This window comes from Candidatus Leptovillus gracilis (assembly GCA_016716065.1).
In the GTDB taxonomy this organism is placed as follows: Bacteria; Chloroflexota; Anaerolineae; order Promineifilales; family Promineifilaceae; genus Leptovillus; species Leptovillus gracilis.
In genome coordinates this window covers 311,425-328,312 of the sequence record JADJXA010000006.1, presented here as the reverse complement: position 1 = coordinate 328,312, position 16,888 = coordinate 311,425, and the positions used below count along the sequence as shown (strand labels likewise).

The following is a 16,888-nucleotide window of genomic DNA, read 5'->3' as shown; positions in this document are numbered from 1 at the left end:
TCTGAGAAGTTTGTTTGTTGGTTTGATAGTTTGTTGACGAGCTGGCAAACCTCAATGATGGGCTGCCAACCGAAGCGCGATAGATAATAATGCGATGACCACCTCCAAAAATCGAACGCATTGGCAAGTAATCTTATTGATAATGCTCACAGGTCTGCTCGCGCTGGTTCTGGTATTTTTGTTGGCAGCGTGGCTGCCACCGGCTGTTGATTGGCATCTCTATTTCCGCCCGGCCGCCCAAGAGCTGCTGCACGGCCGTTCTCCTTACACGGTAGAAGGTTTTCCCAGCCCGCCATGGGCGCTGCTGCCGATGTTACCGTTGGCCTTACTGCCAGAGCATGTGGGGCGGGCGCTGTTCTTCGTATTGAGCCTGGGAGCATTTGTTTATGCCGCGTATCGCTTGGGTGCGTCGGCGACAACCATGCTCTTTTTTCTGTTGTCTCCGCCGGTACTGCATTCTTTGCTCAATGGCAACGAGGACTCTTTGGTGTTGTTGGGATTTGTTTTGCCGCCGCCTGTGGGGCTGCTGTTTCTCAGCATCAAGCCGCAAATGGGGGCTGGGGTGGCTCTTTTTTGGCTGGTTGAGGCGTGGCGCGAAGGCAAATTGCTTGCGGTTGCCAAGACATTTACACCGGTGGCAATGGCCTGGCTGGCTTCATTTCTTCTTTTTGGTTTGTGGCCTTTGCGTTGGCAGCAAGAGATTGACCAATGGTGGAACGCCAGCGCCTGGCCGCTTTCGATACCTGTTGGGTTAGCGCTGTTGGTTGCGGCCATGCGCTTGCGCCGTAAAGAGTTTGCTATGGCGGCCGCGCCTTGCCTTTCGCCTTATGTGCTGCTTCATGCCTGGGCAGGGGCGTTGGCCGCTTTGATGACCTTGCCGGCGGAAATGATTGCGGCCGTTTTAGGTCTTTGGATAATTGTTCTTAGTTTGCTTCTCGGGTTTTGACAATCGGCCAATTCTTAAATTGGGCGAATTGGAAGGCCAACAGGCTGTCGGAGATCTCAAGAGTAGGTACACCGATTGAATGGATAGGCCGGATTTTCACAGACAAATCACCAGAGAATCCGTGTAAATCCGTTAAATCCGTGTCATCCGGGTATCAATTTTTACTTTTCCGATAGGCTGTAAGAAAAGGTGTGAGCAGAGTGAAACAAGAAGAGCCTACAACCAGCAAGCAATTATTGGCCGGACTACTTGCCTTCCTATGGTTGGGCCTGCTGGCGGGCGGCTATTTTTGGGCGCACAAACCGTTTGAGATGGAGGTAATAACGGCCGTTGCCCAAACTACTCTCAACATCCTCACCTGGCTGGCCCTCACCTGGCTGGCTGGCTGCGCCGGTTTGCTGCTGTTGGGGCGCCTGCGTCTAACCGAAGAGGATGCCGCAGCGCGATTGGTCCTGGCCCTGGGGATTGGGTTAGGATTATTGGCGGTTGCCTTTTCCCTGTTTGGTTTTGTTGGTTTATTCCGCCCCCTGACAGCCTGGCTTTTCGTCCTGGCGTTGGGCGGCGTCACGTTTCGTCGTTGGCGGCAGCCTCTCCTGCTGCTGCGTCAGGTGGGGTGGCCCCGCCCACAAAACCGCCTGCATTGGCTGATCCTGGTTTATGGCGCAGCGAGTTTGCTTTTCACCTTCATCATGGCGTTGACGCCGGTGGTTGCCTGGGACTCGTTGACCTATCATCTGGTCGGGCCAAAGCTGTATATCGAGGCCGGACGCTTTGTGCATCCGCTGAACATCCCGCAGCTTGGTTTCCCGCTATTGGGCCAGATGCACTTTACGTTGGGCATGTTGCTGGTGGGTGATGGCGTTGCGCCGTTGTTCCATTTTGGCTATGGGCTGTTAGCGCTGCTGTTGCTGGTCAGTCTATCCAGGCAGCTTTTTGGCGCGGAAGCGGCCTGGCTCTCGGCAGCTGTCTTGCTATCGTCTCCTTTGCTGTTGACTTTGATGGGTTGGCCTTATGTAGACGTAACGCTGCTGTTTTACACAACGGCTGTTTTCTACGCCTTCATCGGCTGGTGGCAAACCCGGCGAACGGGCTGGCTGATCGTCATAGGCCTGATGCTGGGTTTTAGCGGCGGGCTGAAGTACACGGCAGTTGCCGCCCCGATCGCTGTGACTCTGGGTATATTTTGGGGGTCCAGGAAAGAAGGCTTCCAGGTTTTTGCTGGACGGTTACTACCCGTCGGCGGCATCGCCATTCTCCTGGTGCTGCCCTGGCTGGCCGAGAATTACCTCACAACCGGCAATCCCATCTATCCCTTTTTTCGCGCACAATCGCTTTTTTGGGATGAATGGCGCGCCTGGTGGTACAACCGGCCCGGCACAGGGCTGTGGGCGACTGCGCCGCTCAGCTTGCTGCTGGCCCCGCTGGAAGCTACCATTCTGGATGGCACCCTGGCGCAAGATTCCTACGATGGCACCATCGGCCCGTTTATCCTGGGCCTATTGTTTCTGCTGCCACTCACTTGGGGGAAGTTTTCCCAGCCAACGCGCCGGTGGGCGACCTGGCTGCTGCTTTGGGCGGGGGTCGCCTTTGCCTTCTGGCTGTGGGGCATTGCCCGCTCGGCGCTGCTGCTGCAAGTGCGTCTGCTGCTGCCCGCATTTGCGCTTTTTGCCTTACTGGGTGGTCTGGCCCTGGCTGGCACACAGCGTTGGAAGCTGCCCCAGTTGGCTGTGGATTGGCTGGTTCGAGTGCTTATCAGCCTGACGCTCCTGCTGCTTCTAGTGAGCCAGACGCTTGCATTCTGGGGGTTGAACCCCCTGCCGGTTGTGGTGGGATTGGAGAGCGAAGCGCGTTATTTGCGGCGCATGTTGGGCGTATATGATGAGGCGATAACGGCCGTCAACCAACTCCCCCCCGACGCTCACGTGCAATTCCTATGGGAGGCGCGCAGTTACCGCTGCCAGGTCTTTTGCCAGCCAGACCCCATCCTGGATACCTGGCTCCATCTGACGCAGTTCCATGAGTACAATGCCGCAGCGGTTGCCCGCGTCTGGCAAGAGGCGGGCGTGACCCACGTGCTGCTGTATGACGCGGGACTGAGATTCATCGTCGAAGCGGGTTTCGATCCGGTGACTGAGACGGATATGGCAACCTGGGCGGCTTTCAACGGCCGTTACCTGCGCCCCATTCAACAATGGTCAGACCAGTACACTCTCTATGAATTTGTGCCATGAATGAACCTCATCTAACGCTGCGGCAGCTTTCCGTATGGCTGATTCTGGCCCTCACGCTCATCACCCTGCCTTATGTGTGGGTAGCGGCCACGACGCCACCGGGCCAGGTTTTCACCGCCACGCTCATCAACCCAGACGATACCAGCGTCTATCTGTCGGCCATACGTCAGGGCCGGGAAGGGCAGTGGCTTTTCGCTTTCCAATTTTCGCCAGAAGCTATCGGGCCAAAATTTATGTATTCCTTTTATTTGCTGCTCGGTCATCTGTCGGCGCGATTGGGCGGCGAAGCGCTGCTCTGGTTCCATGGAGCGCGCCTGCTTTCATCGCTGTTCATGCTGCTGGCGCTGCTGGCCTGGGTGCGCGCTGCCTTGCCCGGCCAACCGCGCTGGCAGGCTACCGCCTGGTTTCTGGCCGTCTTTGGCGGCGGCCTGGGCTGGTTGGCGGCCATCACCGGCGCCCCGTTGAAGCAAATCCCGGAATTAGGCGTAAGCGAATGGGGGGTGATGATGCCGCTGATGGCTACGCCTCACTTTGCTCTGGGCCTGGGGTTGGTTATCCTGTACCAGGCGTGTCTGCTTTCTGCCGCCCGCAGCGGCCAGAAGCGGTTTTGGGGGGCAACGGCCGTTTGCGGCTGCCTCACCGGCCTCACTTACCCCTACATGGTCCCCGCCCTGGGCCTGATCACTGGTGTCTATCTGCTGGTTCTGGCCGGGCAGCGGCGGCTGCCCTTTTGGAAACTATTTCTCGGCGGGGCGACGGTTTTAGGCCCGATGATCCCGTTTGTCTTTTACTATGGTTTCTGGGCCTATCGTGATGCTTTGTGGGCGTTGACTCATGTGCAAGACAACGTTGTCCCCCCGCCATCCATCCTGGGATTGGCGCTCTCGCTGGCGCTTATTGGACCAATGGCTCTGATCGGCGCGTGGCGTTGGTGGCGTGATAAGCGCGAGATTCTTGTTCTGGTCTGGGCCGTGGTGCAGATCGCCATGCTCGCACTGCCTGTCTCCTATTCCGGCCGTTTTTTGCTGGCTTTGGTTGTACCGCTGGGCACGTTGGCGGCTTACGGATTGGAACAAGTCATTCTGCCCTGGTTGTGGCAAAGAGGTAGCCCATCCTTCTGGTCCCGTTTATCGTCCACGCCTTACGACACAATCCGCCGCCTGATCCTCATTCTCACCCTGCCCTCGACGTTGCTGGCTGCCCTCTTTTTGACCCAGGCAGCCGCCGTCCGGCCAGATTACCCGCTCTTTTTGCCGGAAGCCGATGCCCAGGCGGTTGGCTGGCTGGCGGCGCACACCTCCACTGACGATCTGGTGCTGGCCCATTACCCGGTGGGCAATTATTTGCCAGGGCAAGCGCCAGCGCGGGTTTTCTTGGGACAGAGCTATCTGACGTTGGACATGGCGGAGAAGTTGGCCCTGGTGGAGACGTTTTGGCAGCCGGAGACAACGGCCGTTTGGCGGGAGCAATTCCTGGCTGAGTGGGGGATCACGCTGGTTTATGCCGGTATCTATGAACAGGCGTTGGCGGAAACGGCCGTTATCCCTCCTGGCCGCCTGGTATATGACGAAGCTGGGGTAAGGATTTATGACGTTCAACAGTAATAAGCAAAACCGGGTCGTTCTCGGGATACTTTTGGGCATCATCTTCCTGGCTTTTGCCCTGCGCCTGGTGAACCTGAACGGCCGTCCCTTCTGGTATGACGAGGCCTTCAGCGTACTGTACGCCGAAAAGCCGTTCGCCACCATGCTGTATGGCACCATCGCCCAGACCGATGGCGCCGCCGCCGACGTTCATCCCCTGTTCTACTACACCATATTGCATGGCTGGATGGGTCTTGCCGGGCAATCGGCAGCCGCGGTGCGGCTGTTATCCGTGCTGTTGGGGGTGACCACAGTGATCGTGGTCTATTTGCTGGGGTGTTATCTGTTTGGTCGGCGCGCCGGGTTGTTGGCAGCCCTGATCACGGCCGTTGCCCCCTTCGCGCTCTATTATGCCCAGGAGACCAGGATGTACGCCCTGTTGGGATTGGCCGCTGTGACCACCACCTACTTTTTCGCCCGCGCCTGGGTGGAACAGAAGCGCTGGCAGTGGCTGGCTTTTGCCGCAGCCGGCGCGGTGACGCTGTACGCCCATAACCTGGGCGCCATGTTTATCGCTGGCCTGGGCATTTGGGTGCTGTGGACCTGGTGGCGCGAACGCCAACTGCGACATCTGCGCCCCTTTTTCCTGGCCTGTTGCCTGATGCTGCTTCTGTTTGCCCCCTGGCTGGCTATTTTGCCCAGCCAGTTCGGCAAAATCCAGCAGGCGTACTGGGTGGCGCGACCTGATCTGGTCTCTTTGCTGCAAACGAGCCTGATTTTTCATCTGGCCTATGACAACCAGGCGCTGCCTGCTTGGCTGCTGCCGCTGGCCATCGCTTTCAGCCTGTTTCTGCCGGTGATTTTGTTGTTGGAGTGGCGGCGCGGCGCAAAAGCGGGTTCCCTGAGTACCGGCGTTTTCCCGACGCCGGTGGGGCTGTTGTTTTGCCTGGCGTTTCTACCCCCCTTGCTCACGTTTCTAATCTCGCAGTGGCGGTCGGTATTTATTGTTCGCGCCCTGCTGCCATCCGCATTGGCCTACTATACCCTGGCGGCAGGCATTCTGGTAAACCGGTCCTTCCCCCGGCCGATTCGTTGGGGGACGCTGCTTGTCGCCGCGATCCTGGCTCTGTTTTCATTACAGAATCATTATCGTTACGCAGAATTCCCGCGCTCACCTTTTGCGGAAACGGCCGTTTTCCTGGCTCAGGAAGCTGCATCACCAGACGACATGATCATTCACAGCAATAAAATGACTTTTTTCCCCACCCATTATTACAATCGCCGCCTGCCGATGGCCTTTATCGCCGATGAGCCGGGCAGCCCAGCCGACAGCCTGGCCTACGCCACCCAGGAGGCTTTAGGGCTTTACGCCATACCTGATCTGGAAACGGCCGTCGCCAATCATCCGCGTATCTGGTTTGTGATATTTCAGGCTGCGTTAGCAGAATATGAAACTATAGGCCAGACCCACCCCCATCTGTCCTGGCTGAATGCCCATTATCGCCAGACCAATCTCGTCCAATTCAACGACTTATCTATATACATCTTCGAGCAGAAGTAGCCGCGCTAAATCTTCAATACCCCCGCCCTAAATCTACCCGATTGCCCATCGCCTCTCCCCGCGCCGCCTGGTTCAGCAGCTCCGCCAGATGCGCCAGGCGCAGCCGCTCCGTGTCCAGCGTCAGGCCGCCCCGGTGTGGACTCAGCACCACATTGTCCAATTCATGGAAAGGGAAGTTGGCCGGGGCGGTTTGCGCCCGGCTTGTTTCGTCCGGCGGGTAGTTGTACCACACGTCCAGGCCGGCGGCGTATAAACGGCCGTTCCGCAGCCCTTCATACAACGCCGCTTCATCCACAATCGGGCCGCGCCCGATATTCACCAAAATCGCCCCTGGCGGCAGCAAAGCTAGCTCCGCCGCGCCGATCAGCCCCTTCGTCTCCGTCGTCAGCGGCAGGCAGATAATCAGGGCGTCGGCCTGCGGCAGCAGGTGGGGCAGGTTGGCGGATGGGTAGATGGTCGCTTCGGGCGGCTGGATGGTCGGCGGCGTCCGTTTGGTAGCCAGCACACGCATCTCCATCGCCTGGCAGATGCGGGCCACGCGCGCGCCAATCGCCCCATAGCCCAGGATGAGCGCCGTCTTGCCGGCCAGCAGCGCCGCCCGCCGCTCGCCGTAGCGCAGTTCCCAGTTGTTCCGGCGCAGCGCCTGGTCGTAGGGGATGGTGAGCTTGGCGGCGGCCAGGAGCAGGGTAACGGCCGTTTCCGCCACCGGCGCGGCGTTGTGGTGCAGGTTATGCACGGCTACGTGGGGGAATTCGGCCAGCAGGTCAGCGGTCTGGGTCGGCAGCCCGGCCCAGGGGACGATCAGCACCCGCACGTTTGGGCCGCGCAACTGCTCGCGGCTGGGGCGGCCGCCGATGAGGATAACGGCCGTTTCCGGCGCCTCTTGCCCCCATGTCACCTGCACCGCCGGGTCGAGCAGCCCCTCCATCTGCGCCTTCTCTTCCCCGGTGAACACGTGAAAAAACTCCGCTGGTTCATACAAAAAATGAGCGTGAATGGTCATGATGATTTTTGACTCAGAGAGGCGAGCGGTTGACAATTACTCCCCTTTCCAAACCGCCTGGCGCTTTGCCACAAACGCCTCCATCCCTTCCTTCTGGTCGGCCGTGCTGAAGAGCATATAAAACAGGCGGCGCTCGTGAGCCAACCCGGCCTGGAGCGACGTTTCATAGACGGCGTTGATGGCTTCTTTGGCCAGGCGCACGGCCACCGGCGCGCGGTCGGCGATTTGCTGCGCCAGGGTGATGGCTTCGTCGAGATAGCTGTCGGCCGTGTAGACGCGGTTGACCAGGCCGAACTGCTGCGCTTCAACGGCCGTTAACCGCCTGTCGTTCAAAATCATCTCCATCGCCAGCGCTTTGCCCACTGCATACGTCAACCGCTGCGTGCCGCCCGCGCCGGGGATGATGCCCAGGTTGATTTCCGGCTGGCCGAAGACGGCCGTTTCACTGGCGACTATCATATCGCAGGCCAGCGCCAGTTCCAGCCCGCCGCCAAAGGCAAAGCCAGACACCGCGGCGATGATCGGCTTGTTGATCTGGCGCAGTTGGTCCCAATAGTTAATGAACGGGTTGTCCAACATGTCCACCACCGTGGCGTCGGCCATCTCTTTGATGTCGGCCCCGGCGGCAAAAGCGCGCTCGCTGCCGGTGATGACCAGCGCGCCAATGGCCGCGTCGCCGTCAAATGCCGTCAGGGCGTGAAGCAGTTCGGCCATCAGTTCGCGGTTGAGGGCGTTGAGCGCCTTGGGCCGGTTGAACTGGACCATGCCAACCCGCCCTTCTACACGGGTGAGGATGTATTCGTAACTCATGGGGTCTCCTGAATTGTGAATTGTGAATGATGCATTGTGAATTTTGGTTGGGTCGCGGGCCAGACATAGGCAAAATAAAAGGGACACGGCCTGGATGACAAACCTCTCTTTGGGATCAGGTTATGCCTGCCGCCCTACCACAAACGTTAAATCACGGCCGTTTTCCCCACCCAAATAGTCGCGCAAATCCTCCACAACCAGGGGGAGGGTGGGCAGCTTGTGCTGCTTTTTGCTGCGGACCAGGTAGGCCAGCGCTTCGCCGGCGTCTATGGCCTGCTCCAGGTAGAGGGTGGTGGCGGCGTGCAGCAGCAGCGCCTGCTGCGTCTCGTCCAGTTGGGCCAGGGTATCGGCCAGGATGTGTTGCAGCAGGCGGCGCATGGTCTGGGCGTGGACCCAGCCAGGGTCTTCGGCGTAAGGCCAGGGCGGGGATTCGCCGACGGCTTTGGGCGGCGGCAGCAGCAGATAAAAGGTATCCTGGCTGCTGGCCAGCACGGCCGTTAACGCCGGATAGACCAGATTCGGCACGATGGCCAGGGTATGGGTGAACGGCCGTCCGCTTATCTGCCCCACAAAATGGGGTAAAGGGCTGCTGCGGAAAACGGCCGTCAGGTCGTTGGCGGCTGTTTGCCAGGCAGCGGCGTGCTGCGCCCAAAAGGCGGCCCAATCCTTCGCCCGGCTGAACTGCCGCAGCCACATCGTCCATTGTTCGTCGTCGTACACCGCTGGCAGCGGCTCCTGGGCTTGTAGAGCAGGCCAATCACAACGCAGCACGGCCGTAAACAGCACATCCACCGGCCAGCCAATCTGCAAATGCTGATTCACGCGCACAACGGCCGGCTGGTTGGCGGCCACGTCGGCGACAAACTGCCGGGTCTGCTTGGCGTGGGGATGGACGGCATGGGGTTCCCGGCGCTGCTCTTGTTCCGGCCAACGGCTGGCGGCCAGCAGCGCCATGCCCAACCGCGCCCGATCATCAATGAGTACCTGCACGCTGCCTTCAGACACGATAATCTCCCGGCTGTTTGGGCCACAACCGCCAGATAAAAACTAAAAACGCCAGCGATGAAACGAGATATACCATCTGCATGGCGGCGACGGCTGGTGGGTTTTCCGCCGGAACCATGACGACCCAGGCGCTAAAACTTTGTAACGCCTGCACCACCAGGATGCCGATAAAGCTGCCGGTGCGCAGCCGGATGATGCCATAAAACAGGCCCCACAACAGAAAAAATAACAGGCTGCTCAGGCTGCCGTAAAAGGATTCCTCGAAAAAGAGGAAGCCCACCATGCCGAATAAGAGGCCGCTGCCGATGGCCGCCGTCAGCGGACCGCGCCAATCGGCCAGGGCGCGGAAGAACAGGCCAAAAGCCCAAATCTGGACGGCAAACGCTTCAAACAGCATCAGGTAAATGAAGGCGCGGGTGGCCCCGGCCGGGCCGTAACCCGCGTTGAGGACCCAAATGAAGCGCGCCGCCAGAAAGGCCAACCAACCCATGCTGGCAAAGGCAATACCGGCGTATAACGGCCGTTTCCCCCGCAGGCCCACCCCATCCAGACCATACCACGCCATCCCCAGCAGCAGGCTAATGACACCGGCGCAGGCCAGGAAGAGGGTGTTGGCGGCACGGCCGTTGGCCGGGTCCGGCGGGCGGATGAGACCGGCCAGGTTGCTCAACAGCACTGCGCCAATCAGCGGAACCAACAGGGCCGCCGCCACGCGCATTGGCGTTGGCAACCCTGTGGTTGGGTTCATTGTCGAATTGGATTTTACTTTGGACATAGTAATCGTCTAAGAATAACTTCCTGTTTTTTAGATTGGACCAATCTCCAAGATTGGTTCAATCTGGACCATGTAATTTCCAGATGATCACAAATTTGCCAGATTGTAGCACTTTTGCCGGGGCATGGCGATGGCGTCTGGCCTGGTCGGCCTGGTCGCTGTTCCCCAAGCCCGCCTATTCCCTTGTTATCTTGTCGGGTATAATCCTGCCGCTATGGATACAAATCAGAAACAAAAGGGCCAATTCTGGCTGGGTATGCTGGTTAGCCTTGTCTGTCTGGCGGCGATTTTCTTGTTTATCGAGCCGACAGAGATTGTGGCCGCGTTGGAGACGGCGCATTGGGGCTATTTGGGGTTAACGGCCGTTGGCATTCTCCTCTATCTCTTTTTCCGCGCTGTCCGCTGGCGCTTCATGCTGGAAAACGATGTTGCTCTCGGTCAGGCGTTCCACATCCAAAACATCGGCTACATGCTCAATATGCTCCTGCCTTTCCGGTTGGGTGACATAGCCCAGGCCATTCTCATTGGCAATGTGCCCCCGGTGACAGTGGCGCGAGGGTTGTCTACGGTGGTGATGCCGCGTATTCTGGACCTGATGTTTATGGTGCTGCTGCTGCCGCTGACATTGGCAGCCACGCCAGCCATCCCGCCCAACATTCAATCGGCCGCCCTGGTGACGGGGCTGGGGACCTTTGTGGCAATTGTGGTGATGGTGGTGGCGGCCAACCAACGGCCGTTCGTCCGCCGAATGGCCGCGGCCGTATTCCAACGCATTGGCCGCCTGGACGTAGACGCCTGGGTTACCCGCGTAGACGACCTGCTGGCCGGACTGAGCAGCCTGACCAACCTCAAAGATGGCCTTACCCTCACCGTCATGACGCTGTTTGTCTGGCTGCCCATCATTTTTGCCTATTGGATTGGGCTGCGCGCCGTGCAGTTGGACCTTACCTGGGCGATGTCGGCCTTTGTCGTCTGCGCCGCTGCCCTCAGCGTCGCCGCACCGTCATCGCCGGGGCAGGTCGGCGTGTTCCACGCCGGCGTCATTTTTGCCCTGACCAGCATTTTGGCCCAGCCAGCCGCCCCCGCCGCCAGTTTTGCCTTTTTGTATCACGCCGTCAACCTGGTCACCATGATTATCGTCGGCGTCATTGGCCTGTTCGCCACCGGGGCCACCTTCCGCAATGTGCTGGATGCCACCCGCCAGTTTGCCAATCGCAAATCGGCAAGCCATTCGTGACGTGGGGGTGTATAAAGCTGTTAGCAGAAAGCCGAAATATGAAATATGAAATATGAAAATCCTCGAAGTATTAACCTATTATCGGCCGTGGGTTAGCGGCCTGACGATTTATGTGGAGCGGTTGAGCCGCGCACTGGTGGAGTTGGGCCACGATGTGACGGTGTTGACCTCGCAGTATGAACCCGACCTGCCCCGTTACGAAGTGCTGGATGGCGTCAAAATTGTGCGCATCCCCGTTCTGCTGCGTGTAAGCAAGGGGGTGATTATGCCGGAGTTTGGGCCGATGGCCTGGAAACTGGCCCATCACACCGACGCCATCCATCTGCACCTGCCACAGTTCGACGCGCCCGGTGTGGCGATGCGCGGCCGCCTGCTGCGCAAACCGGTCATCCTCACCTATCACTGCGATTTGCAACTGCCGCAGGGCGGTTTCAATCGGCTGGTGGACAAGGTGGTGCAATCACAAAATCGTCTGGCCGGGGAATTGGCCGACGCCGTTGTTACCTATACCCGCGATTATGGCACGCATTCCCCTTTCCTGGCGCAGTACCTGGACCGCAAGCTGCACATTATCCCGCCGCCAGTGGAATTGGCCGCCTGCGCCGATGCCGACGCGGCGCGCTTTAAGCAGCAGCATGGGTTAGACGGCCGTCAGGTCATCGGCATCTCCGCCCGGCTGGCCGCCGAAAAGGGGGTGGAAGTTCTGCTCAACGCCCTGCCCCACATCTTCGAGAAATACCCGCAGGCCGTCGTCTTGCACGCCGGTCCTTATGAAAACATCCTGGGCGAAGAGGCTTACGCTGCCCGGCTGGCCCCACTCTTTGCAAGATACAAAGAGCAATATATTCGCCTGGGCACGCTGCATGGCGCGGAGCTAACCGCCTTCTACAAAAACCTGGACGTTTTGTGCGTCACCAGCCTGAACAGCACGGAAAGTTTTGGCCTGGTGCAGATTGAGGCCATGACCCACAATGTGCCGGTGGCTGCCTGCGCTTTGCCTGGCGTGCGCCAGCCGGTAACGATGACCGGCATGGGTGAGGTGACGGCCGTTGGCGACCACCACGCCCTGGCCCAGGCTGTCATCCGCATTCTGGACCACAAAGAAGCCTACCTGCGCCCGCCCGACCTGATCGCCAACAGTTTTAGCCCGACGCAAACGGCCGTTGAATACCTTCGTCTGTTCACCGCGCTGCAAACGGAAGGGGGTACGGCCGTTCACCAAACGGCCGAACCACCCGCCTACGAACGCCTCCGCGCCATGCGCGACCAGGTAAAGCAATAGGACGCGGATGAACGCCGACAGGCGCGGATTTTCGCCGATATTACAAAAAATACGCGCCCATCCGCCGTATCTGCGCCCATCCGCGTCCCATTTCTTACAGCCATAGATTGCGAGAACCAACAATCGTGACCATAAACCAACCAACAGACCAACTAACCGACCTCCCACCTTCCCCCTTCGCCAACGACGACTTACTCTGGCGGCAGCTTAAAACCATCCCCGCCTTTCGCGCCATCCTGCGGGCGGTGGAATCCCGTTTTTATTTTGCCATAGATCTGCCGGGTCCCACGCTGGACGTCGGCTGTGGCGACGGCCACTTCGCCCAAATGACTTTCAACCGGCGGATTGACGTGGGCATAGACCCCTGGTGGGGACCGCTGAACAAAGCCCATCGCTCCGGCCAGTATGATCAGGTGATGCAGGCCATGGGCGACCGCCTGCCTTTCCCCGACCACACCTTCGCCAGCGCCTTCTCTAATTCGGTGCTGGAACACATCCCCGACGTGCAGGCCGTGCTGAATGAGACGAGCCGGGTGTTGCAGCCAGACGGCCGTTTCCTCATCACCATGCCCAGCCAATACTTCAGCCAATGGCTCGGCGGCGCGCAGTTCTTGGAGAAGCTGAGTTTGCCGGGCGCGGCCGACCGCTATCGCCAGGGCTTCAACTTTATCTCGCGCCATGTTCACACCGATGGTCCTGAGGTGTGGGCGGCGCGATTGGCCGAAGCGGGGCTGGCGGTGGAACGCTGGCAGTATTATTTTTCACCCCAGGCGCTGCACGCGCTGGAAATCGGCCATGCGCAGGGCTTGCCGGCGGCGGCTATGCACTTCCTGACCGGCCACTGGATTTTGGCGCCCTGGCAGAACAGCCTGGGTCTAACCGAGCGCTGGTTACGGCCGTTTTACGACGAAGAAGCCCAGGAACGGGGCGCATACGTGCTGTTTGTCGCCCGCAAAGTGGCCGACGGCCCCATCGAACCGTACCTGCCGCCGGCCCGCCCGTTTACCATTGCCGAATTAGAAACGGCCGTACAGCGCCGCAGCGCCGCCCAACCTGGCGCCGAGGTAGTAGATTGGCAGCCACTCCCCCCTGAGAGAGCGGGCGTCCCGCCCGCGCTCCCAGAGGAAGAAGCGAACGGCCGTCGCTCCTTCGACGTGATCGCCGCCGGGCTGCTCTTTTTAGCCCTGGCCCTGACCTTCATCGGCCAGACCACCATCGCCAGCGCGGAAGCCAATCCACCTGGCGGCCTGCGCTGGTTTGTGTATGGCTTCGTCGCCCTGCTGATGTTCCTGTGGCGGGTGGGGGCCGTGGGCGCAATGGGGCTGGTCAGGCGGCCGCTGCCCAACCTGCGCGATTTTTCGTTTCCCCGACAGCGCTGGTGGTTTTTGCTCGGCCTGCTGTTGGTTTGGCTGGCCTACCGCCAGGCCAACGCCAACGGCCCCTGGCCGCCGTGGCTGACGTTGAGTTTGTGGCTGCTGGGCAGCGTGGTCGGGTTTATGGCCCTCCACCGGCCAGCCGCTCCCACCGCCGCTGCCAGCGCCGGGCATGGCCTGCCGCTGAACCGGCGCTTTGTGTGGATCGGCAGCGTCGTCCTCTTTTTTACCGCCCTCATCATCCGCACCGCCGGGCTGGCCGACCATCCATTTATCCTGAATGGGTTGGAAGCGGGCCTCGGCCTGGACGTGCGCGCCGTGGCTGATGGCCTGGCGCGCAGTCCCTTCTCCACCGGCTGGATGAGCAATCCCACGCTGCCTTATTTTCTGATGGCCGTGCCGGTGAAACTGCTCGGTCCCACCGTGTTGTCTATCCGCATGTTGTCGCCGCTGGTGGGGGCGCTGACTGTGGTGGCGGCGTTTTGGCTGGGGGCGCGGGTGTGGAGCCTGGAAGTGGGACTGGTAACGGCCGTGCTGCTGCTCGGCTCCCATTTTCATCTGCACTACAGCCGGCTGGGGCTGACCAATATCTGGGATGGCTTGCTCTTGCTGCTGGCTCTGGGTCTGTTGGCTGTGGCCTGGACGGAGGGGCAAAACGGCCGTCAACCGCGCCGCGCCTGGTTGTGGGCCGGGCTGCTCAGCGGGCTGAACGCCTATGTTTTCACCGCCTCCCGGCTGCTGCCCCTGGCGCTGCTGCTGTTGTTGTTCTGGGCGCTGTTGGCTGACCGGACGGCGCTGCGGCGGCAGGCGCGGCACATCCTGGCGGCGGCGCTGTTGGCCTGGCTGGTGGCCCTGCCGCAGATGTTGTTTTACGCCGGGCATCCCGGCGTGTTCATGGAACGTTTTCAGGGCTACGGCATTTTGGCCGGGCAGACTGGCTGGCTGGCGCAGGAAGCCAGCCTCACTGGCCGCAGCCAACTGGCGATTTTTGGCGATCAGGTGCAGCGCGCGCTGCTGGCCTTCAACGCCGCCAGCGACGTCAGCCCGGCGTACCGGCCCGGTGTGCCGCTGCTGAGTACCATTCCGGCGGTGCTGTTTGTCTTGGGCGTAATGCTTGCTCTGCTGCGGCTGCGACAGGCCCGTTATGCGCTGCTGCTGGCGCCATTGTTTGTCGCGCTGCTGTTTGGCGGTGCGCTGCTCATCGAAACGCCGGGCAGCCACCGGCTGGTATTGGTCGCGCCGCTGTTGAGTTTACTGGCGGCGCAGGCGCTGGTGGAGATTGGGCGTTGGCTGTTGGCGCTGCGCCCCGGCAGCGGCCGTGCCGATTATCTTTTGCCAGTGCTGCTGGTTGTTGCCATGTTGTTGTCGCTGAATGAAATGTTTTTCTATTACGGCCGTTACCGGCAATCTTACAGCTTTGGCGACCGCAATACGGAGATCGCCCAGGGCATGGCCGATTATTTAAACACCTTGGCTGGCGCGGACTGGACAGCTTATTTTTACGGCCCGCCGAGCATGTATATCAGCTTTCCCACCATCCCTTTCCTGGCGACTGAATTTCAGGCGAATGCCAATTTGTTTGATGTGCCCGATGCCGACGCCGAACTGCCGGCCCCGTCCGGCGATCAGTTGACTTTTATTTTTTTGCCGGAGCGGGCGGCTGAAATGGAAGAGGTGGGGGCGGTGTATCCAAACGGCCGTGCCTATTCCCAACCCGGTCATCACGCCGACCCCCTTTTTTACGTCTATGAGGTAGAATTGACGCGGTGACGTTAAACAGACATTTTGCTCACGATGAACCATACTATTATTTTCAACTGAGGCATGTATGACAGTAGATTCACCCACTTCTGCCGCAAACGAGCCAGAGTATCAATCACCCAGGTGGAGCCAGAATACCAAAATTATTGTGGCGGTCACCGGGCTGGTTTTGCTCATTACCCTGACGCTGCGCTTTACGTCCATCATTCGCCTGGTGACGATAGCGGCTATTCTGGCTTATCTGGTGAATCCACTGGTTGTTTTTATTAACACACGTACCCGCATTAGCCGCAGTCTGGTGATTGCGGTTATTTATCTGATGTTGTTGGTGCTGATTGTGGGGGGCAGTGTCGTTTTGGGTGTTACCATCTATGATCAGGTTGTGTCGTTTGTGAACCGGATTCCTTCGCTGATCACCGACTTATTGGTGCTGCTGGAAGAGCTGAGCGAACGCACGGAGCCGCTGCGGTTTGGCCCATTTTCAATTTCGCCCACGTCTATCAACTGGGATGCGGTGATCAACCAGGTGCTTGGTTATGTAGAGCCGACCGTAACGCGCAGCGGCCGTTTTTTGACCAGTTTCGCCACCGGGACGATTAACTTACTGGGGCAGATGTTCTTCATTTTTATCATGTCCATTTACCTGATCGCCGAAATTCCCAAATTAGGCGGTTATGTGATGCGCTTTGCCAAAACGCCCGGCTACGAACAAGACGCCCAACGGCTGATGCGTTACAGCAGCGTTATCTGGAGTTCTTATTTGCGCGGGCAGGTTATTTTGGGGCTGGTCATTGGGGTGGTGACGGGGATCAGCCTGGCCGTGTTGGGGGTGCAGTATTCATTGGCGTTGGGGGTGATGGCCGGGCTGCTGGAATTTGTGCCCAACCTGGGGCCGATTGTGACGGCCGTTGTCGCTATCACTGTGGCTGTTTTGCAGCCAAGCAACGCCTGGGGCCTCAGCAGCGTGCAGCTTGCCCTGGCGACGCTAGGCATTATGATCCTCATCCAACAGTTAGAGAATAACTTGCTTGTGCCCCGCGTGGTGGGCAATGCGCTGGATTTGCATCCGCTGTTGGTGCTGCTGGGGGTGTTGATGGGCGCGTCGCTGGGCGGCATTCTGGGGGCTGTTTTGGCCGCGCCGCTGCTGGCCTCTATCAAACTCATCAGCACCTACGCCTGGCGCAAATTGTTCGACCTGCCTCCCTTTGCCGAAGATATGCCGCTGCCCGCCGCTGAACTCCCACCACCGCCGGAACAAGAGCTGCCGGAGGCCGAGATGGTTGATCTTCCAGGGGCTTAGTAGTGTTCAGTGTTCAGTGTG

General features: G+C 59.6%; 12 protein-coding genes. 8 read left to right on the top strand and 4 right to left on the bottom strand.

Going from position 1 to position 16,888, the window contains the following annotated elements; all coding sequences use genetic code 11:
• The first annotated feature begins 136 nt into the window (after positions 1 to 136).
• The 4 genes from IPM39_17735 to IPM39_17720 all read left to right on the top strand — a co-directional run bounded on the left by IPM39_17735 (position 137) and on the right by IPM39_17720 (position 6,321).
• The gene (locus IPM39_17735) at positions 137 to 946 is read left to right on the top strand and encodes a hypothetical protein (protein MBK8987881.1); all 810 of its coding nucleotides are present in this window, start codon (positions 137 to 139) and stop codon (positions 944 to 946) included.
• Between the two features lie 200 nt (positions 947 to 1,146).
• The gene (locus IPM39_17730; GenBank protein ID MBK8987880.1) at positions 1,147 to 3,177 is read left to right on the top strand and encodes a glycosyltransferase family 39 protein; all 2,031 of its coding nucleotides are present in this window, start codon (positions 1,147 to 1,149) and stop codon (positions 3,175 to 3,177) included.
• Positions 3,174 to 4,781: a hypothetical protein gene (locus IPM39_17725; GenBank protein ID MBK8987879.1), complete on the top strand. Its 1,608-nt coding sequence runs from the start codon at positions 3,174 to 3,176 to the stop codon at positions 4,779 to 4,781. The genes IPM39_17730 and IPM39_17725 overlap by 4 nt, the downstream gene beginning before the upstream one ends.
• Complete coding sequence (locus tag IPM39_17720) at positions 4,765 to 6,321, top strand: glycosyltransferase family 39 protein (protein MBK8987878.1); 1,557 nt, start codon at positions 4,765 to 4,767, stop codon at positions 6,319 to 6,321. The genes IPM39_17725 and IPM39_17720 overlap by 17 nt, the downstream gene beginning before the upstream one ends.
• Positions 6,322 to 6,334: 13 nt before the next feature.
• On the opposite strand, the gene IPM39_17715 is transcribed toward IPM39_17720, so the two are convergent.
• The 4 genes from IPM39_17715 to IPM39_17700 form a co-directional block, all read right to left on the bottom strand.
• On the bottom strand, positions 6,335 to 7,324 hold the full coding sequence (locus IPM39_17715; GenBank protein ID MBK8987877.1) for a hydroxyacid dehydrogenase: 990 nt from the start codon (positions 7,322 to 7,324) through the stop codon (positions 6,335 to 6,337).
• Positions 7,325 to 7,360: 36 nt separating this feature from the next.
• Positions 7,361 to 8,134 carry an enoyl-CoA hydratase/isomerase family protein gene (locus IPM39_17710; protein MBK8987876.1) on the bottom strand — a complete coding sequence of 258 codons (774 nt, stop codon included), beginning with the start codon at positions 8,132 to 8,134 and terminating at the stop codon, positions 7,361 to 7,363.
• Between the two features lie 120 nt (positions 8,135 to 8,254).
• Complete coding sequence (locus IPM39_17705) at positions 8,255 to 9,139, bottom strand: hypothetical protein (protein ID MBK8987875.1); 885 nt, start codon at positions 9,137 to 9,139, stop codon at positions 8,255 to 8,257.
• Complete coding sequence (locus IPM39_17700; GenBank protein ID MBK8987874.1) at positions 9,132 to 9,887, bottom strand: hypothetical protein; 756 nt, start codon at positions 9,885 to 9,887, stop codon at positions 9,132 to 9,134. Before IPM39_17700 ends, IPM39_17705 begins: the two co-directional genes overlap by 8 nt.
• Positions 9,888 to 10,128: 241 nt before the next feature.
• Here IPM39_17700 and IPM39_17695 point away from each other — a divergent pair, with 241 nt between their 5' ends.
• The 4 genes from IPM39_17695 to IPM39_17680 all read left to right on the top strand — a co-directional run bounded on the left by IPM39_17695 (position 10,129) and on the right by IPM39_17680 (position 16,867).
• Complete coding sequence (locus IPM39_17695; GenBank protein ID MBK8987873.1) at positions 10,129 to 11,151, top strand: flippase-like domain-containing protein; 1,023 nt, start codon at positions 10,129 to 10,131, stop codon at positions 11,149 to 11,151.
• Between the two features lie 52 nt (positions 11,152 to 11,203).
• Positions 11,204 to 12,433: a glycosyltransferase family 4 protein gene (locus IPM39_17690; protein MBK8987872.1), complete on the top strand. Its 1,230-nt coding sequence runs from the start codon at positions 11,204 to 11,206 to the stop codon at positions 12,431 to 12,433.
• Between the two features lie 125 nt (positions 12,434 to 12,558).
• Positions 12,559 to 15,576 carry a methyltransferase domain-containing protein gene (locus IPM39_17685; GenBank protein ID MBK8987871.1) on the top strand — a complete coding sequence of 1,006 codons (3,018 nt, stop codon included), beginning with the start codon at positions 12,559 to 12,561 and terminating at the stop codon, positions 15,574 to 15,576.
• 58 nt (positions 15,577 to 15,634) lie between these two features.
• On the top strand, positions 15,635 to 16,867 hold the full coding sequence (locus IPM39_17680; GenBank protein MBK8987870.1) for an AI-2E family transporter: 1,233 nt from the start codon (positions 15,635 to 15,637) through the stop codon (positions 16,865 to 16,867).
• Positions 16,868 to 16,888 lie beyond the last annotated feature (21 nt).

What these genes read in the sequence shown, in the direction of transcription:
- IPM39_17725 (MBK8987879.1), top strand. Translation starts at nt 3,174, where the DNA reads ATGAATGAACCTCATCTAACGCTGCGGCAGCTTTCCGTATGGCTGATT.
- IPM39_17710 (MBK8987876.1), bottom strand. Translation starts at nt 8,134, where the DNA reads ATGAGTTACGAATACATCCTCACCCGTGTAGAAGGGCGGGTTGGCATG.
- IPM39_17715 (MBK8987877.1), bottom strand. Translation starts at nt 7,324, where the DNA reads ATGACCATTCACGCTCATTTTTTGTATGAACCAGCGGAGTTTTTTCAC.
- IPM39_17680 (MBK8987870.1), top strand. Translation starts at nt 15,635, where the DNA reads ATGACAGTAGATTCACCCACTTCTGCCGCAAACGAGCCAGAGTATCAA.
- IPM39_17690 (MBK8987872.1), top strand. Translation starts at nt 11,204, where the DNA reads ATGAAAATCCTCGAAGTATTAACCTATTATCGGCCGTGGGTTAGCGGC.
- IPM39_17695 (MBK8987873.1), top strand. Translation starts at nt 10,129, where the DNA reads ATGGATACAAATCAGAAACAAAAGGGCCAATTCTGGCTGGGTATGCTG.
- IPM39_17700 (MBK8987874.1), bottom strand. Translation starts at nt 9,887, where the DNA reads ATGAACCCAACCACAGGGTTGCCAACGCCAATGCGCGTGGCGGCGGCC.
- IPM39_17720 (MBK8987878.1), top strand. Translation starts at nt 4,765, where the DNA reads ATGACGTTCAACAGTAATAAGCAAAACCGGGTCGTTCTCGGGATACTT.